Genomic DNA, 15,452 nt, shown 5'->3' with positions numbered 1-15,452 from the left:
TAGCGGGAAAGCCGACGCTTAGTTCATGGTCGGGTAGTCGGTATAGCCCGCCACATCCCCGCCGAAGAAACTGGCGCTGTCGGCGGCATTCAACGGGTGTCCGTCGCGCAGACGGGCCGGCAGGTCCGGATTCGCGATGAAGGGCCGTCCAAATGCAATGATGTCGGCCCGGCCGTTGGCGATCGCCTTTTCGGCCGTATCACGGTCATAGCCGCCGGCGATCATCAGTACGCCTTTGAATTCGTCTCGCAGCAGTTTGATGATGGCGTCCCACCGCGGGTCGAAGTTCTCGTCCTTCACCGTACCCACCATCGCCGGTTCGACGAGATGCAAATAGGCAAGACCGTAGTCGTTGAGTTTTTTCACGATATAGCCGAACGTCGCCTCAGGCGTTTCATCGCCCATTCCCATGAAACGTCCCATCGGGGTGAGGCGAACACCGACGTTTTGCGGACCCACTTCGTCGCTGACAGCGGCGACGACTTCAAGCAGCAACCGCGCGCGATTTTCGATGCTCCCGCCGTAGCTATCGAGGCGGTGGTTGCTGTTGCTGTTGATGAACTGGTCCAGCAGATAGCCGTTCCCGGCATGAATTTCAACGCCGTCCATGCCGGCCGCGATCGCATTGCCTGCGGCACGCCGGTAGTCGGCGACGATTTCTCGAATGCCTTCGACGGTCAGTTCCTGCGGTACCGGTACGTCACCCCACACGCCGTTGCCCGCCTCGTTGAGAATGAACGTCTTTCCGGGCACCGGCATGGCGGTGGGGGCAACAGGCAGGCTGCCATTCGGCTGGAACACGGGATGCGAGACGCGGCCGACGTGCCACAACTGGAGGAACATGTGGCCGCCTTCTTCATGGACAGCCTTGCTAACAGCACGCCAGCCTTCAATCTGCTGTTCCGTGTGGATGCCCGGCGTCCATGCATAACCCTGGCCTTGCTGTGAGATCTGTGTCGCTTCGCTCACGATCAATGCCGCGCCGGCGCGCTGCCGATAGTATTCGACGTTCAGGTCTGTCGGCACGTTTCCCGGCTGGCCTGCGCGCGAGCGCGTAAGAGGGGCCATCGCAACGCGGTGATCGAGGGAGAGGTGGCCCAGTTTGATAGGGTTAAAGAGGTGCTTCGTCATGATGTATCTCCGTCAAGGATGTGAGGCGCGCCTTGCAGCGCTGCCGTGTGCATTTCAAGGCATGACCTGGTGCAGCACGCCTTACCTGATCCTTCCGCAACGCGCCTGTCAGGTGTTGCGTTCGTCGTTGGCGGACATGCAGCCGTGCTGCATGTCTGTGCGGTTGGTTGATGTGTGTAAGGTTAGGCGCAGCGGGGCCTAGGCGGAATCCCAACGGAGCGCTACACACCATTGCGTGGTGTGCAAAGATCGAAGAGGGCGCTGCGGGTGTTGCCGGCGTTTGTCGGCATTGATCGAACACCCGTTGGCAATGATTGACGTGAGAACGGGTTCGGCGATCAGCACGCCGCAAAAGCGGTCACTGAGAGCCACCTGCCAGTTTGGCGACGAAATCGATAAACGCATTGACTCGTCGCGATCCTCGCTGATTCGGCAGATACAGCGCGCTCACGACAGCCCGTGCGTCGTTCGGTCCCGCCTCAAACTCGGCGAACAGCCGGGTGAGGGCGCCTGACTGTACGTCCGACGCCACCAGCCAGTCGGGAAGCAGCGCGATGCCCATGCCGTCCAATGCTGCTTCGCGCAATACTTCGGAACTGTTCGCCTTGAGTCGGCCCGTCACCGGCACGCGGTTTTCTTCCTTGTCACGCGAAAACGTCCAGACTTGAGGTTCTGTCGTATAGGTGAATCGAAGGCATTCATGGTCGATCAATTCGTCAGGGGACGCGGGATAGCCCGCCCGATCGAGATATTCGCTACTCGCGACCAGATAACGAGCGAAGATGCCGACGCGCTTGCTGACGACGTCGGCCATGGCCGCGACCTCGCCAAGGCGAATAGCGACGTCTATTCGCTCGCTGACCAGATCGACAAAGGCATCGCTAAGTTTGACGTCCAACTCCAGCTTGGGATATTTTTTCAGGAACACCGCGAGGGCAGGTGCGATCCGTCGGGATCCGAATGCGACGGGCACGGACACGCGTAGTGGGCCCGACGGTTCGCCGCTTCTGTCCGAAACCGATGCATCGGCATCGGCCAGATCTTCGAGCAGCTTTTTCGCTTTGGCGTAGTAGGAGGTCCCCGCTTCGGATAAGGTCACCTGGCGGGTGGTCCGATGCAGGAGTACCGCGCCCAGTTCTTTCTCAAGCGAATCGACCGAGCGCATGACCGAGGATGTGGCCAGATCGAGGCGCCGTGCCGCACTCGAAAAACCGCCTGCCTCAGCGACTTCCACGAACGCTCGAAGCGACAATAGCTTGTCCATAATTTTGGCCCATACAGTTTGCGGGTTTGCGGCGGCCCTATTAACCTCTAAGGCTTAGTGCCGGCTGCTCCAATATCTGACCGCGGATTCGGTTCACATCGCACAGTACGGTCGCTATTCTGCCCTGATTGTTACGCGGCTGCATTTGCGTCGCGCGTGTCGCATTGGCCGTGACTGGTCATCTTTTTAATTATCTATTGAATAATTAAAGTCCAATCGACGCCGCGAGAAGACCTCGGGAGCACCTCGGGCAAACCCCGATACTCTGCGCATTGTAAATTATCACTTGAACATTTATATTCTGACTCATTGATCACGGCGCCATTCTCTTGCCGACCAGCAAGCAACGCTCGCGGACGACTTCCACGCGTTCAGGTTGGATTATTTTTATGTTGGAGTCCTATTCGAAAGCATAGAAATTGCCTCACCTGTTGATGAATGTAAACAGCGGGGTATCAGGTTTTGTTCAATCCAATTCGGCTACATCAAGAGGGGATCTTTCAGTGAAAAAGATAGGGGCTTCATTTGCGTTGTTGATGATGTCTGTTTCCGCAGCCCATGCGCAAAGCAGCATCACGTTGTACGGGGTTGTCGATCCGGATATTGTTTTCGTGAACAATGCACAGACGGGTCGTTCGGGCGGGCAATTAACGGGGAAGCAGCAATACTCCATGATGGACGCAACGACTTCCGCGTACTTTGGCAGCCGCTTCGGCCTGAAGGGGGTGGAGGATCTGGGCGGGGGTATGACCGCGTTGTTTACGCTCGAAAACGGATTCAATACGGCGAATGGCACGTTGGGTCAAGGGGGGCTGTTGTTTGGCAGGCAGGCGTTTGTCGGCTTGTCGGCGGCCGCTGGGCGCGTCACACTCGGCCGCCAGTATTCGTCGCTGTGGGATTTCGTGTCCCCCCTCGCGGTCATCACCCAGTGGGCCGGCTATCTCGGATCCCATCCAGACGATCTCGACAACATCGGCGGTACGAATCGGCAGAACAACTCGCTCAAATACACCTCACCCACGTGGAACGGCATTACTGCCAACGCGCTGTATTCTGCCGGTGGCGTCGCCGGTAGTTTCTCGGAGAATCAGATCTGGTCCGTGGGGATGGGATATACCAGAGGTCCTGTGCGTCTGGGCATCGCGTTTGTGGACGCGTTTGATCCCAATACCTCGATATATGGATCGACGCCAACAGCGGGCAGTGCCGCCACGAACAATTTTGGATCGTTCGGTTCGGCGACAAGCGCACAACGAAACCCAATCATCGCAGGTTATGCGTCGGCGCACCGGGAGCAGATCTTCGGCGTGGGCGGCTCATACATCGCTGGTCCGGCGACGCTGGGCCTCGTTTACACCAACACGCGGTTTGCCGGCTTGGGTTCGTCTTCGGGACCGAATCCGCTGTCGTACTCAGGTAGTTCGACCTTCAATACGGTTGAAGCGAACCTGCAATATCAGGTCATAGTACCCGTATCAGTAGGACTAGCGTATTCGTTCACCAAAGACGATGGTCCCAATGAGCAAAGCGCTCGTTATCAGCAGGTGACTGCCGGCGTCCATTACTTTTTCTCCAAACGCACAGACGTGTATATGGTCGCCGCCTATCAGCGTGCCTCTGGAACGAACTCGCTAGGGCAAAGCGCGGTTGCGTCGATCGCGGGGATGACACCGTCATCGAGAAACCAGCAGGTTGTGGATACGATAGGATTGGCCCACCGTTTCTAGGCCCCGACCTCCAGCAGCGCTGCCGCTGGATTCATTACCGGGGACCTTCACCGTTCCGGACAGGCATTAGCGGCGAAGCTTCATAATGCGGTCACCCAGAGAAATCCCAAGTTCCGACATGCTGATGCCGAGCCGCCTTTGCTGTAACTCCCAGCCGGACAGCGCAGACTGCAGGTGCTCGCCGCCCTTCGAGAGCGCGTGAGCTAGCGCGACGGCGTTCGCGGCGGCCTTTGCGGTGCTGCCTGCCGTATGCGGACGTGGTACGTACGCAGAATCGCCAAGCAGAATCGTCCGGCCGAAAACCATTTTTTCAACCCGGAGGTCCTGGATCGCCTGAACGAACGGCTCGGCCGTAGCCTGAACGAGGATCTGCAGCGTAGGCGCGAGCAAGCGGCCTGCAGCGGAACGCAGTTCCGCAATATCGTTGTCTTTTGTCGTTCCCGGGGGCAGCGACGTGCTGCGTTGCGTCCCGTTTCTGTCCAGCATCAATGCCCTGAGGCTGTCGCCGGACATCGGGCGGTACCAGACCCAGTTCCAGCGCCGCTTGCCGACCTCGGTTGCACCGTCTTCCCCGGGTACGAGATAGACCAGAATCAGATGTGCTTCACCTTGCTGGAAAGTAAAGCGATCACGTAGAACATTGGCAGCATCGACCGGCAGATCATTTTCTTCGACGAGACCGCGCCACGCAATATAGCCCGCATAGCTGGGCTGCGAATCAGGCAGCAGCTGAGCCCGGACCGTAGAGCGCGCACCATCGGCGCCGATCAGAAGATCCGCTTCTTCGACGCGGCCACTTTCAAAATGAGCCTTGACCGTTTCCCCGGTTTGCTCGAGATGAGTGAAACGTTCGCCGGGATGAATGACTTCAACCGGCAACGCACGTCTCATGGCGCTGTAAATCAGGCTCCATGAAGTTTGCGTCTGAGGCATGTAGAGCTGGTCGATGATGCGGTCGTTCTGGTCGAGATAGATGCGATCGCCGGAGTCCACGCCTGGATATGCCGGCAGTTTCACGCCGCCGAAACGGAAAGCTTCCAGAACGTCGGGCTGTAGAACGATCCCTCCACCCCGGCTGTCGAGTTCATTGGGCGACTGCTCGAAGAGCTTGACGTCCCATCCGACTGCGCGTAGCGCGGTCGCCGAGAAAAGGCCGCTGAGCGAACCGCCGATAACGATTGCAGAGGGTCGATTGACATTCTCGATGAGGCGTTCCTGATGATTCTGCGTCTGATCTTTCTGCTGTGCTATGGCGTTCACCGCGTTCTCCTGCTATTGCCCAATAGCGGAAGATTAGCCGTTGCGGAAGCGGCAGAGAATCCAGACGCGACGCAATCCACCTTTGCGTGATCGGCAGAAATAGACTTTCAGAAATAGCGTGGTGCGCTGCGTGGGAAAGAGCGGCTTCGTGCATGAGGCGAGAGATTCCAGGCAGACTTCGCCGTTCGCCGCGTCTTATTGCGGGCCACGCAAAGGTACATTGCTTCGCATTGCCGTTCCGATCGACTGATAGCCACGCTATTGTTTGTCATGCAAACAATCCCTTTTGGAGATGTTCGATGAACAAGCTGCAAATCGAGGTCACATACGATTTCATTTGTCCCTGGTGCTGGATTGGCGAGGAAAAACTGAAGAAAGCGATTAGCGAAGCGAACGCTGTCGAGCAAACGAAACTCGTGTTCGTTCCTTATGAATTGAATCCGGGTATGCCCGTCGAAGGTCTCGACCGTAAAGAATACCGGTCGGCGAAGTTCGGGAGTTGGGCGCGCTCGCAGGCAATGGATGCTCAAGTCACGGCGGCCGGACGTCAGGTAGGTCTGGAATTCAACTATGCGCTGGCGAAGCGCACGCCGAATACGCTGGCTGCACATCGGCTTGTATGGTTCTTGCAACAACGGCATGACGTAACGGCGCTCGTGGAAGCGATTTTCCATGCGTATTTTTCCGCTGGCCGCGATATTGGAGACGTCTCCGTGTTGACGGAGATCGCGGTAGCTACGGGCTTTGAGAAAGACCACGTCGAAGCGCTATTCGCGTTAGACAGTGGAGTAGACGAAGTGCGTGCGCTTGAAGCTCGGGCGATCGGGCATGGCGTCAGCTCGGTACCGTCGGTGAGGATTGGCGATGAAATTATCGGCGGCGCACAGTCTGTCGCTCTGTTTCGGGCAACGCTGGAGGGTGCCCTGAAACCCCATGCCACCGCGGCGTAAGCCGGGCCGCAGTGGCTAGGGCTGCTCGCCTCGAAGGCTGGGCGGCAGCCCTACTCGTGCTACACATTCAGAAACGTTAACTCGACCGTGAGATTGCATTGGGTCAGCATGCGCAGTTAAGAAACTGCAGCGGTGGCGCCCATAAGAGGCAAGCTCGACGGGTGTGGCAGGTTTGTCGTGGAGGTGCGATGGACGGGGCAAGAGTGGTCAGGGTTCTTGGGGCGGCACACAGCAAGGAAGCATACGAGATCCGGGACTTCCTCGCCCGAGGCGTGGTCGAATATGAGTGGTGCGAAATCGCATCAGACGAAGCGTGCGTCCGGGAACTAGGCGTTTCCGGTTTTGGCGATATCAAGTGGCCTGTTGTCGTCTTTCCAGATGGCTCCAGGTTAGACGCGCCGAGTTTAGCGGAGATCGCAGCCAAGCTTGGGTGGGTCTCGCGTCCACGTTATCAGGAGTATGACCTGTCGATATACGGCGCGGGACCCGCAGGATTATCCGCCGCGGTCTACGCGGCATCGGAGGGCCTGCGGGCTGTCGTCATTGAACGGGCTGCGGTGGGCGGGCAAGCGGGAACGAGTTCGCTCATTGAAAACTATATGGGTTTCCCGCAGGGCATTGCCGGTGCGGAATTGGCTGAGCGCGCCCGTCAGCAGGCAGTGAAGTTTGGCGTCGAACTGCTTATGATGCGCGAGGGTGTGCACGCCACGTTTGTGGATGGAAAAATTGAAGTTAATCTGGCGGACGGCACGCTGCTGAGGGCACGCGCCAATATTTGCGCGACGGGTATCGAGTACCGTAGCCTGGGCATTCCCGATGAGCAAAGGCTGTTGAACGCAGGGTTGTACTACGGCGCGGGCGCGAGCGAAGCGCCAATGTGCACCGGAAAAAAGATTTTCATCGTAGGCGGCGGAAACTCCGCAGGGCAGGCCGCGATGAATTTCGCGCGAACCGCGAAGAGTGTCACATTGATCGTTCGCGGCGAGTCCCTTGCCGCAACGCTTTCGCATTACCTATTGGATCGTATTGCCCACACGAGCAACGTGCGGGTTGTCTTTGAGTCGTCTGTCTCAGCAATTTACGGCGATGCCCAGCTTGAAGCGCTGCAGATCACGAACAAGGCGGGCGGAACCCAGGTTGTTTCGGCAGATCGCCTATTCGTGTGTATTGGTGGCGCACCGAACACCGAGTGGGCAAAAGACACCACGATCGTCCGGGACAGGAATGGGTACCTTGTAACAGGCGCCGACCTGAGCGACTTTCCCCAGTTCGAAACTTGCTGGCCGCTCGAGCGGCGCCCTTATTTTCTGGAAACGAGTGTCCCCGGCTCCTTCGCGGCTGGCGATGTCCGCTACGGGTCAGTCAAGCGAGTCGCCTCGGCGGTTGGCGAAGGGGCCATGGCGGTCACGTTTGTTCACCGGTATCTGGCCGAGTCGATGAGTTGAAGTATCGGCACTCGCATCCACTATGGGCAACTAAATCTTGTGAGCGCAATTAATGCGCACTGCGACATGCTTTGAGCGGCACACGGCCTGCCGGCCGCAGGGCAAGAAGCTGAACTAGCTCAGCGTACGAAGGAGTCTTGAAATCGCCTCCTAAACTCCACGCGTCGTTCTCCGAGTCATCCGAAGAATGCATTGAATTTTCTTGCACTCACTCATACAAAAGAAAACGCTGTTCTGTACGTTGTGTCTCGGTAGCTAGGCTGCTTTCTCTATTTCTAGTGCTGTGGCGCCAGAGTCGTGTGCAACCAATCGAAGATAATCTAATGTGAATAAGCACAGCACGGCAATCAGGGCGCAATGCTGTGATCTTTCGCGCCCCGTCAGAAGCTCACCTGCGGTCGCCGTGTGATTAGTCCGCGTGTTCGCTGAAGCGAAAGGCCGAAGGAGGGGCTATTGACTGGCGCCTTGGCCAAGGCCGGCCTTTTTCTCGGCGTTCTGCAAATCGGTCGGATAGTTAGGGTCGTCCGCACCGGGTTTGTAACCGGCATTCTCAAGCTTTTTTAGTTCCGCATTCTTCTTCGCACGGGCCGTTTTCCGTGTCGCTTTGCGCTCAGCCTTTGATGGCTTTACGCTCGATGCGGCGTCGGGTTTAACGTCGGCGGTCGCGTTGACCGTTGCACTTCCCCCTGCATTTTGAGCCATGGCTGGTGCGTACGACCCAGCACCCATGGCGGTGACCGCAAACGCGACGATGATCTTTCTTGCGGTAAATAGATTCATTTCTGAATTTACCTCTGAATAATTGGCGACGACCTTGCCGCCTGCAATGAAATATTCACTGACGCACTGAGGTTCTGTACCCGCTACCGTGCCGTGAGGATGGTTGACGAAGAAAGAGTTCACGCCACCGATTACCGATCTGTAGGCTGGCCAACTGCGATCAGCGCAGCAACATCCGAATGACTCAGAAAGCGCAGTAGATGCAACTGATCGTCCTACACCAGCATCCGTCTTTTCTCGACGCAGAACGCCGTTCTGTATCAGGGAAGATTGCAGTCTATAGTCGAATGGAGTTAAATTTCTTCAAGGTATCTTAAATTATCTTAAAAATTTCCCCTGGTATTCTGTCCCAGAAATAACTTGTCGTAAATTTCGATTGTTCTATGATCAAATCCGGGAGAACAGGAGGCGACCATGGGACGCAAGGGAATCGAGGTTGTGGTGTCGGAACTGGAACGAGAGCAATTGCTGTCAATGAGCCGCTCACGTTCGCTGCCTCATTCTCTGGTCCGTCGTGCAAAGATTGTTTTGATGGCGGCTGATGGCCATACGAGCCAGGAAATTGCGATGCAGTGCGAAGTGACGCCACCGGCGATCACACACTGGAAGAAGCGGTTTGTCGCGCACGGGCTTGCCGGCCTGCATGATGAAGCCCGCCCGGGCCGCCCGCGCACACATGACGATGAGGTGGTAGCGGAACTGCTCGCCAGGGTACTGCATGAGAAGCCGAACGGGGCGACGCACTGGAGCGTGCGTTCCGCTGCTGCGCAGACAGGGATTTCAAAGAGTTCGGTGGCCCGATATCTATCGCTGTTCGGTGTGCAGCCCCATCGTTCAAAGAGCTTCAAACTGTCTACCGATCCGTACTTCGTCGAGAAGGTGCGCGATATTGTCGGGCTGTACCTGAGCCCACCGATCAATGCCCTGGTGCTGTGCGTGGACGAGAAGAGCCAGTGCCAGGCGCTGGAGCGTACGCAGCCGATGTTGCCGATGGGGTTAGGCTATCTCGAAGGGGTGACGCATGATTACGTCCGGCATGGCACCACGACCCTGTTCGCTGCGCTCAACACTGCAACAGGGGAAGTCATTGCGCAATGCAAGCCGCGCCACCGGCATCAGGAATTTCTGGCGTTTCTCAGGCATATTGACCTGGCGGTGCCGGCCAATCTCGATGTGCATCTGATTGTCGATAACTATGCGACACACAAGCATCCGAAGGTCAAGGCATGGCTGGCCAGGCACACGCGCTACCACATGCATTTCACGCCGACCTACTCGAGCTGGCTCAATCAGGTTGAACGCTGGTTTGGCCTGATTACGCAGCAGGCGATCCGTCGAGGGTCGTTCAGGAACGTGCGCCAACTCATTGCCGACATCGAGCGTTACATCGAGCAATACAACGAGCACAAGCGGGCTTTCGTCTGGACCGCGACAGCCGATTCCATTCTCCGGAAAGTGGCTCGGTTATGCAAAGTTATTTCTGGGACAGAATACTAGGTTGAGCGATGGTCTCATTTACATCGGCGCAACTTCAACATTCGTGGCGATTTTTCTAACAGTGCTGATGAGGTGCGACTGGGATGCCTCCACGCGTTTCCCGGACAATATACGGCGATACGCCACCAACGATTTGATCAATCCGCCCAACAGCAACGTCGAGGATCGTCAGGAAGATCATGGCATTCACACCGCTATTGAACAAACTTTCCCCAGTGATGTGGGTTTCCCGATTCCTCGGTGCGGCAGCCTGCTTGATGATGCCAAGGACGGCGATGGGGGCGTTCGGAGAGGTCGGTGCTCAGAGCTGCAATGCGTGAGAGAAGCGGAGTTCATAAAGCACGCAAAAGCCTATCCGTCGCCCACTCGTGACTCTTCGCTCACGCAGATGGGGGCACGCTGAATTGAACGACCGCGCCGCGTCGAATGTGATTAAACGCACATACCCGACCGCCGTGGGCCTCGATAATCGAGCGACAGATCGATAGACCCATGCCCATGCCATCGGGTTTGGTGGTGAAGAAGGGATCGAATAGCTGACCGAATCTCTCCGGCTTGATGCCGGTACCGGAGTCCTGCACCGCCAGGACCAAATCACCTACTTCGTCCTGTCGTGTCCTGATTAACAGTTCGCGTGGTCCGTCGCTGATTCCGTCCATCGCCTGTATGCCGTTGAGCACCAGGTTGAGAATCACCTGTTGAAGTTCGACCCGGCCGGCGAGCAGTGGCGGCAACGCGGGGGCGAGTTCAAGGCGCATCGAGACCCGACGAGTGAAAATCTCGTGCTGGACGAGCAACGCCACGTCGTTGACTACGTCGTTGAGATCGAGGCAAGTCTTCTCTGGAGTATCCCTTTTGGTGAGCGCGCGGATGCGTCGGACGATTTCGCTGGCGCGCCTACCATCGGCGATCATGCGCTGCACGCAGGCCTGCACCTCCTCCGGTCGCGGCGTAGCGTGGTCGAGCCATCTCAAACAGGCATCGCCGTTGGTGACGATTGCCGCAAGCGGCTGGCTGACTTCGTGGGCAATGGACGCGCTCAGTTCTCCGAGGGCGGTAACGCGAGCCACATGTGCGAGCTCCACCTGGCTCTCATGCAACTGCTCCTCGGCAAGCCGGGTCGCGGTGATGTCCTTGATCGCACCGTAATACTGCAGTTTGCTGGCGTCTTCTTTCACGGCATGTGCGACCACATGGAGATGCTTGATCGAACCGTCAGGCATCAGCAGTCGATTCTTGAAATCGAAGTCCTGCCTGGCGTCAATTGACTGCTTGACCACCCTCTGAACGAGCGCGACATCGTCCGGATGCGTACGCTTGAGCACTCCCTTGATCGTGGGTGGAATGGCCGGATCGTATTCGAAGATCCTGAAGCTTTGGTCGGACCAGAAGACTTCTCCGCTGATCACATTCCAGCCAAAGCTGCCTGTGAGGCTTAGTCTCTGCGCCTCCGCGAGGTACTCCGCCTGACTGCGGCGTAGTGCATCTTCGGCCCGCCTGCGCTCGGTAATATCGTTGTTGGTTTCGAGCTTCGCAAGTGACCGTCCATTTTCGCTCTTCTGCAGCGAGAGACGGCTTGCCACCACGACTTGCTGACCGTCCCGCCTGGTGCGGACCAGTTCTCCCTCCCAGCGTCCGGTTCTCAACAAGGTATCTGTGATCTCATTGAGCGGGACCGGAAAGCGCGTTTGCAGGAGTTGGGGGCTGATCTTGCCAATCGCCTCTGTCTTTTTCCATCCGTAGAGTTCTTCGGCGCCGCGATTCCAGTAGCTGATCACGTCGTTCATGTCGCGAACAAAAACGGGGTCATGCGTGAGATCGAGGAGCCTGGCTTGCTCGCGGCGCGCGTCGCCCAAGTGGCGCGTGTGCCTGACCAGTGCCGTAATGATGAGCGAGGTGATCGCGAACGTAGCCAGTCCCATCAGATCCTGAGGGGACGCTACGCTAAAACTGAAAATCGGCTCGGTAAAGTAATAGTTGAGGCAGGCGGCGGAGAAGACGGAAAAGATGACGGAGGAAACAAAGCTTTCGAGGAGGGACAGCAGCACGATGACAATCAGAAAGGCAAAGCCGGCGCTGGCCAAGCTGAAGCCAAGCCGAAAGCTTATCCAGGTGACCAGGCCCAAGGCAGCACAGCCGAAGATCCAAAGCAGCACCAGATAGCGCAGCCGAAAAAATTGGTCAGAGTTCATGTTTGATTGCGAGGCTCCCACGACGGTAGATCGTGTTTGCGATCCACGCCATCACTGGGCCAAGGGGAATGGAGTCATTGAAATTGAGGCAAACTCGAGCAAGGCTAACCGATCCAAAGTGTTTGTGCAGAGAATGCCTGTTGTAGAGCAGCGACATCGTCTACGTAGGCGGTCGGCGCACTCGATGATTGACCGCGGGTGGACTATAAGCGTTGGGGTGTTCAGGCTCCGTTGAGCGCAGCACTGTGTCGCCAGGTCGCCGCTTGGCTGATAACCATCTTTCTCGAGTGCTTTGATCTCGGCATTCTTCTTTGCCCGGGTGGTTTTGCGTTGTGTCTTACGAATCTGCTTCGGCGTGGACGCGCCAGATACACCGAACTTGCCGAACACCGTAGCGCTGGGTGCATCCGGCGCCTGCGCAAAAAGTGGCGGGCGCGTCAAGCCGCAGAGTTTCCTGTTGGCTTTCTGTATAGACTCGAGACATAGCGTTCTTAATGGAGTCGCCTGGACGCTTACCGGATAGTCCGATTATTCCTGACCGCCCGCTCGGGCGTTTGAAAGTCGGGGCGAGATTACGCAACGGACAGGAAGAGGCTCGTTTTTCTTGGTGGTCCGGAACGTGTTCCGTCTGAACCATGCCACGCATGCCTACAACGGCGCGATTTATCCGGCGTTCTGTTCCGATGGCTGTGCGTCACGGAGAAAGGGTGTCGCGACCAGCAGCACCCTGGAGCGTGCGCACAATGCGCGATGTGCAAGGTCCGTCCGATGCGACATTGCGCGATTCGTTCTGACGAAGGGCGAATTTGCCGTCGTCGGTGATGAACGTCGCTTCAGCTTCGAGGGAGACGGAGTGCCGATTTTTTCGTTACTTCCCCAGCGGCTGGATGGGGTCACTGGATGTCTCGCACGCACTGACGACGGTCGTTGGTGCTGGCCTTGGCGTGCTCGACCCACGGGTTCAGGCAGAGCGCATGTCGGCGCTCAATGTGCAACCGCGTTGGCCGTCGCCTAGCTTGATCAGGAACTGATATTGCGAATGCGCGTGTTTTCACGCTGCGAACTTCCTCTGGAGGTCGGCCGCTGTGCGGGACCCTTGATTCAGCAAAACTGGACTAATTGGTAAGCGACGCGACCAGTCGTCAAGGACTGCATGCTTCCGTTGTCGTAAGCTGTACTTAGCCAAAGTGCAGGACGCACGTCAATGAGGAGAAGCGCGTTGTGGTGCGTCAAAGTCGCTCGGGCATTCTTCGGCGCGGCGTTTGCCGTATGGCTGGGGCGAACGGAACTCTGAGGAGATCGCGGCATACGTGAGCGCAATTGGCGCGACTCGCTGCACTGTTCATGGCGTTGACGCCAATATTGCAGCCGCAATTCATCCATGGCTTGCGGGGCAGTATCTAAGGTAATCACCGGGTAGCGCGAGACCTATGTGAGCGAGTAGTTGCACGCATGGAGGAGAGGGCAGGGCGGCGGCAACGGCAAGCTGATGAGCTAGGTCGTGCCTTTACTCCGCGACGATGAGATCGCATAGGTCTAGGCGTATGTCGCCTCGCTCAAGTAAGGAAGTCGAATCGCAAAATGCGGACGATCTGATAAGCAGGGGGTATTTTCCGGTCAGTGATTCGAGCAGTGCAAGCCTTACAGTGCCGTCTAAGAGAAAGTAGGCATGCGTGGCAACGCGCTGGTCCATGAAGGGCTGGCGCGCTATCTGTCGCTCGACGCAAGGTTGATTGGATATCGGAGTTTTTTATAGCTTGATGGCGCGGCAGCGGCGGTTGTCCGCCGTCTTGCATCAGGTCGGTCCGGGCGGCTCAGCCACCGGTCTTTTCTGTTCACTGAGGATCCCAAATGCAATTCATCGTTTACTGCCTTGATCATAGCCAGATGGCGGAGCGTCGTCGTGCCCACTTTGAGGAACATAAGGCACGATTGCAGGCCTCGACGCTGCGTGCCCTGATCGCGGGGCCACTGATCGAGCTCGACGGTACGGTTAGCGGGAGTTTTTTTCACTATGAGTCGGACGATATTGAAACGGTCCGGCGCTTCGTTCTCGACGATCCGTTCAACACGGCGGGAATCTGGAAGACAGTCGATATTTGGCGTTTCGAGAATCGCGCCGATAGCCACTGAGGATAGGAAGATGTGCCGCTCTCAGTTTTATCGCGATAGAGCCGCAGGATAGGATCACCTGCCGACAAAAAGAGCGAGCCGTATGATGAAGACAACGGAAACACAAGGCAGATATTTCGAAGATCTGACCGCGGTCCTGGCCGGAAGCAGGCCGTCAGCCTTCATCTCGCGCACGGCCCGGTGCGAGGTCGCGTAGCGTGAAGTCTACCGTGTGGCCGGTCCGATCCTGCGCGCGATTGAGATACACACACTTACCGCGGATCTTGAGGTACGTTTCGTCGATACGCCACGACTGTCCGGGGTGTGCCAAACCGGTTCCAGCGTTTGGCGAACTCGGGCGTATAACGCTGCGCGCAAGGCAGAATCGTCGTGTGCGGGAGTGACCCACCCCGCTCAGCCATCATCTCGGCAAGGACACACAGGCTAAGTTTGTAGTGCAGGTAAGCGTAAGAACTCGCGGTAAATGCGGGCGGCTCTTCAAAGTGCAATAGCAATAGCTTTGATGAGCGATTTCATGATTGCCGCCTCCAGAGCCGTCTGGTCATCTACGTTTGAGAAATCGAACATCAACTCGATGCTTTGTTCCCAATCCTGCTTGCAGTTTGTGCGCCTACGTTGGCGACTCGTAGGTTGATTTCGTCACGAATTTCTTCAATGTTTTCGAGAACGAGGGCGGTGGGTATGCACACGCTTGTCGTCGAACATCAAGACTGCTGTTTAATTGCCGGAAAGGCTATCCGCCAGCTGATAAAAGTCGTGTCGAAGCAATACCACGAACAGACTGCGTCTTTGCAAACGGCCTTGTTGCCCGAGACGTATCGGGCGGGCCACGATATGGGCCGCACAGGAGAACCCTATTTGAAAACCGGCGAACAGGCGCGTTGTGATACGCCGCGTGCGATGATGACTCGCCAACAGAATCGTCGGGTTCTTCTCCCGTTCGGTCCGACCTCGTCTTGCTATCGCGTCGAGCAGTAGTTGAGTCTCAGGCTAACCGGGTCATGCTGTAGCGGGTGGTAACGGCGGATGTACCGGATGACGTTGCCACGCGTCGGCATCGTAACGTTCGTTTT

At 57.2% G+C, this 15,452-nt stretch carries 12 protein-coding genes and 1 pseudogene; 7 read left to right on the top strand and 6 right to left on the bottom strand.

The window, feature by feature from the left end; translation table 11 throughout:
* Window positions 1-18 precede the first annotated feature (18 nt).
* The gene (locus ACUN0E_RS19760; protein ID WP_445567680.1) at window positions 19-1,131 is read right to left on the bottom strand and encodes an alkene reductase; all 1,113 of its coding nucleotides are present in this window, start codon (window positions 1,129-1,131) and stop codon (window positions 19-21) included.
* A gap of 358 nt (window positions 1,132-1,489) precedes the next feature.
* Window positions 1,490-2,395, bottom strand: coding sequence for a LysR substrate-binding domain-containing protein (locus ACUN0E_RS19755; RefSeq protein WP_445567679.1), 906 nt, complete (start codon window positions 2,393-2,395; stop codon window positions 1,490-1,492).
* A gap of 419 nt (window positions 2,396-2,814) precedes the next feature.
* Between ACUN0E_RS19755 and ACUN0E_RS19750 the strand changes: the two genes are divergently transcribed.
* Entirely contained in the window at window positions 2,815-4,122 is a 1,308-nt protein-coding gene (locus ACUN0E_RS19750; RefSeq protein ID WP_445567678.1) for a porin, read from the top strand.
* 66 nt (window positions 4,123-4,188) lie between these two features.
* Here ACUN0E_RS19750 and ACUN0E_RS19745 read toward each other — a convergent pair whose 3' ends face one another.
* Entirely contained in the window at window positions 4,189-5,328 is a 1,140-nt protein-coding gene (locus ACUN0E_RS19745) for an FAD binding domain-containing protein (RefSeq protein ID WP_445570480.1), read from the bottom strand.
* A 353-nt stretch (window positions 5,329-5,681) separates the two neighbouring features.
* Here ACUN0E_RS19745 and ACUN0E_RS19740 point away from each other — a divergent pair, with 353 nt between their 5' ends.
* A complete protein-coding gene (locus ACUN0E_RS19740) occupies window positions 5,682-6,332 on the top strand; it encodes a DsbA family oxidoreductase (RefSeq protein WP_445567677.1) in 651 nt (216 codons plus the stop codon).
* 188 nt (window positions 6,333-6,520) lie between these two features.
* On the top strand, window positions 6,521-7,777 hold the full coding sequence (locus ACUN0E_RS19735) for an FAD-dependent oxidoreductase (RefSeq protein ID WP_445567676.1): 1,257 nt from the start codon (window positions 6,521-6,523) through the stop codon (window positions 7,775-7,777).
* Between the two features lie 450 nt (window positions 7,778-8,227).
* Here the strand turns inward: ACUN0E_RS19735 and ACUN0E_RS19730 are convergent, their stop codons facing one another.
* A complete protein-coding gene (locus ACUN0E_RS19730) occupies window positions 8,228-8,557 on the bottom strand; it encodes a hypothetical protein (RefSeq protein ID WP_445570479.1) in 330 nt (109 codons plus the stop codon).
* Between the two features lie 414 nt (window positions 8,558-8,971).
* Here ACUN0E_RS19730 and ACUN0E_RS19725 point away from each other — a divergent pair, with 414 nt between their 5' ends.
* Together ACUN0E_RS19725 and ACUN0E_RS19720 are read left to right on the top strand one after the other, a co-directional pair.
* Window positions 8,972-10,054, top strand: coding sequence for an IS630 family transposase (locus tag ACUN0E_RS19725; protein ID WP_445565654.1), 1,083 nt, complete (start codon window positions 8,972-8,974; stop codon window positions 10,052-10,054).
* 1 nt (window position 10,055) lies between these two features.
* On the top strand, window positions 10,056-10,457 hold the full coding sequence (locus ACUN0E_RS19720; RefSeq protein ID WP_445567675.1) for a hypothetical protein: 402 nt from the start codon (window positions 10,056-10,058) through the stop codon (window positions 10,455-10,457).
* On the opposite strand, the gene ACUN0E_RS19715 is transcribed toward ACUN0E_RS19720, so the two are convergent.
* Window positions 10,435-12,246, bottom strand: a complete 1,812-nt coding sequence (locus ACUN0E_RS19715) for an ATP-binding protein (protein WP_445567674.1) — start codon at window positions 12,244-12,246, stop codon at window positions 10,435-10,437. The genes ACUN0E_RS19720 and ACUN0E_RS19715 overlap by 23 nt on opposite strands.
* Window positions 12,247-14,097: 1,851 nt before the next feature.
* Here ACUN0E_RS19715 and ACUN0E_RS19710 point away from each other — a divergent pair.
* A complete protein-coding gene (locus ACUN0E_RS19710) occupies window positions 14,098-14,379 on the top strand; it encodes a YciI family protein (protein WP_408233450.1) in 282 nt (93 codons plus the stop codon).
* Between the two features lie 108 nt (window positions 14,380-14,487).
* Here the strand turns inward: ACUN0E_RS19710 and ACUN0E_RS19705 are convergent.
* A pseudogene (locus tag ACUN0E_RS19705) lies at window positions 14,488-14,822 on the bottom strand (DDE-type integrase/transposase/recombinase); the annotation flags it as partial.
* Between the two features lie 238 nt (window positions 14,823-15,060).
* Here ACUN0E_RS19705 and ACUN0E_RS19700 point away from each other — a divergent pair.
* The gene (locus ACUN0E_RS19700; protein ID WP_445567673.1) at window positions 15,061-15,357 is read left to right on the top strand and encodes a hypothetical protein; all 297 of its coding nucleotides are present in this window, start codon (window positions 15,061-15,063) and stop codon (window positions 15,355-15,357) included.
* Window positions 15,358-15,452: the final 95 nt, after the last annotated feature.

It is taken from the genome of Paraburkholderia sp. D1E, from assembly GCF_052682275.1.
The sequence above is the reverse complement of the archived record's forward strand: the minus strand, read 5'-3'. Positions and strand labels throughout refer to the sequence as shown.

Excerpts from the sequence above, each read along its gene's own strand:
- ACUN0E_RS19760 (WP_445567680.1), bottom strand. The coding sequence starts at position 1,131 with ATGACGAAGCACCTCTTTAACCCTATCAAACTGGGCCACCTCTCCCTC.
- ACUN0E_RS19730 (WP_445570479.1), bottom strand. The coding sequence starts at position 8,557 with ATGAATCTATTTACCGCAAGAAAGATCATCGTCGCGTTTGCGGTCACC.
- ACUN0E_RS19735 (WP_445567676.1), top strand. The coding sequence starts at position 6,521 with ATGGACGGGGCAAGAGTGGTCAGGGTTCTTGGGGCGGCACACAGCAAG.
- ACUN0E_RS19740 (WP_445567677.1), top strand. The coding sequence starts at position 5,682 with ATGAACAAGCTGCAAATCGAGGTCACATACGATTTCATTTGTCCCTGG.
- ACUN0E_RS19755 (WP_445567679.1), bottom strand. The coding sequence starts at position 2,395 with ATGGACAAGCTATTGTCGCTTCGAGCGTTCGTGGAAGTCGCTGAGGCA.
- ACUN0E_RS19725 (WP_445565654.1), top strand. The coding sequence starts at position 8,972 with ATGGGACGCAAGGGAATCGAGGTTGTGGTGTCGGAACTGGAACGAGAG.
- ACUN0E_RS19715 (WP_445567674.1), bottom strand. The coding sequence starts at position 12,246 with ATGAACTCTGACCAATTTTTTCGGCTGCGCTATCTGGTGCTGCTTTGG.
- ACUN0E_RS19710 (WP_408233450.1), top strand. The coding sequence starts at position 14,098 with ATGCAATTCATCGTTTACTGCCTTGATCATAGCCAGATGGCGGAGCGT.
- ACUN0E_RS19700 (WP_445567673.1), top strand. The coding sequence starts at position 15,061 with ATGCACACGCTTGTCGTCGAACATCAAGACTGCTGTTTAATTGCCGGA.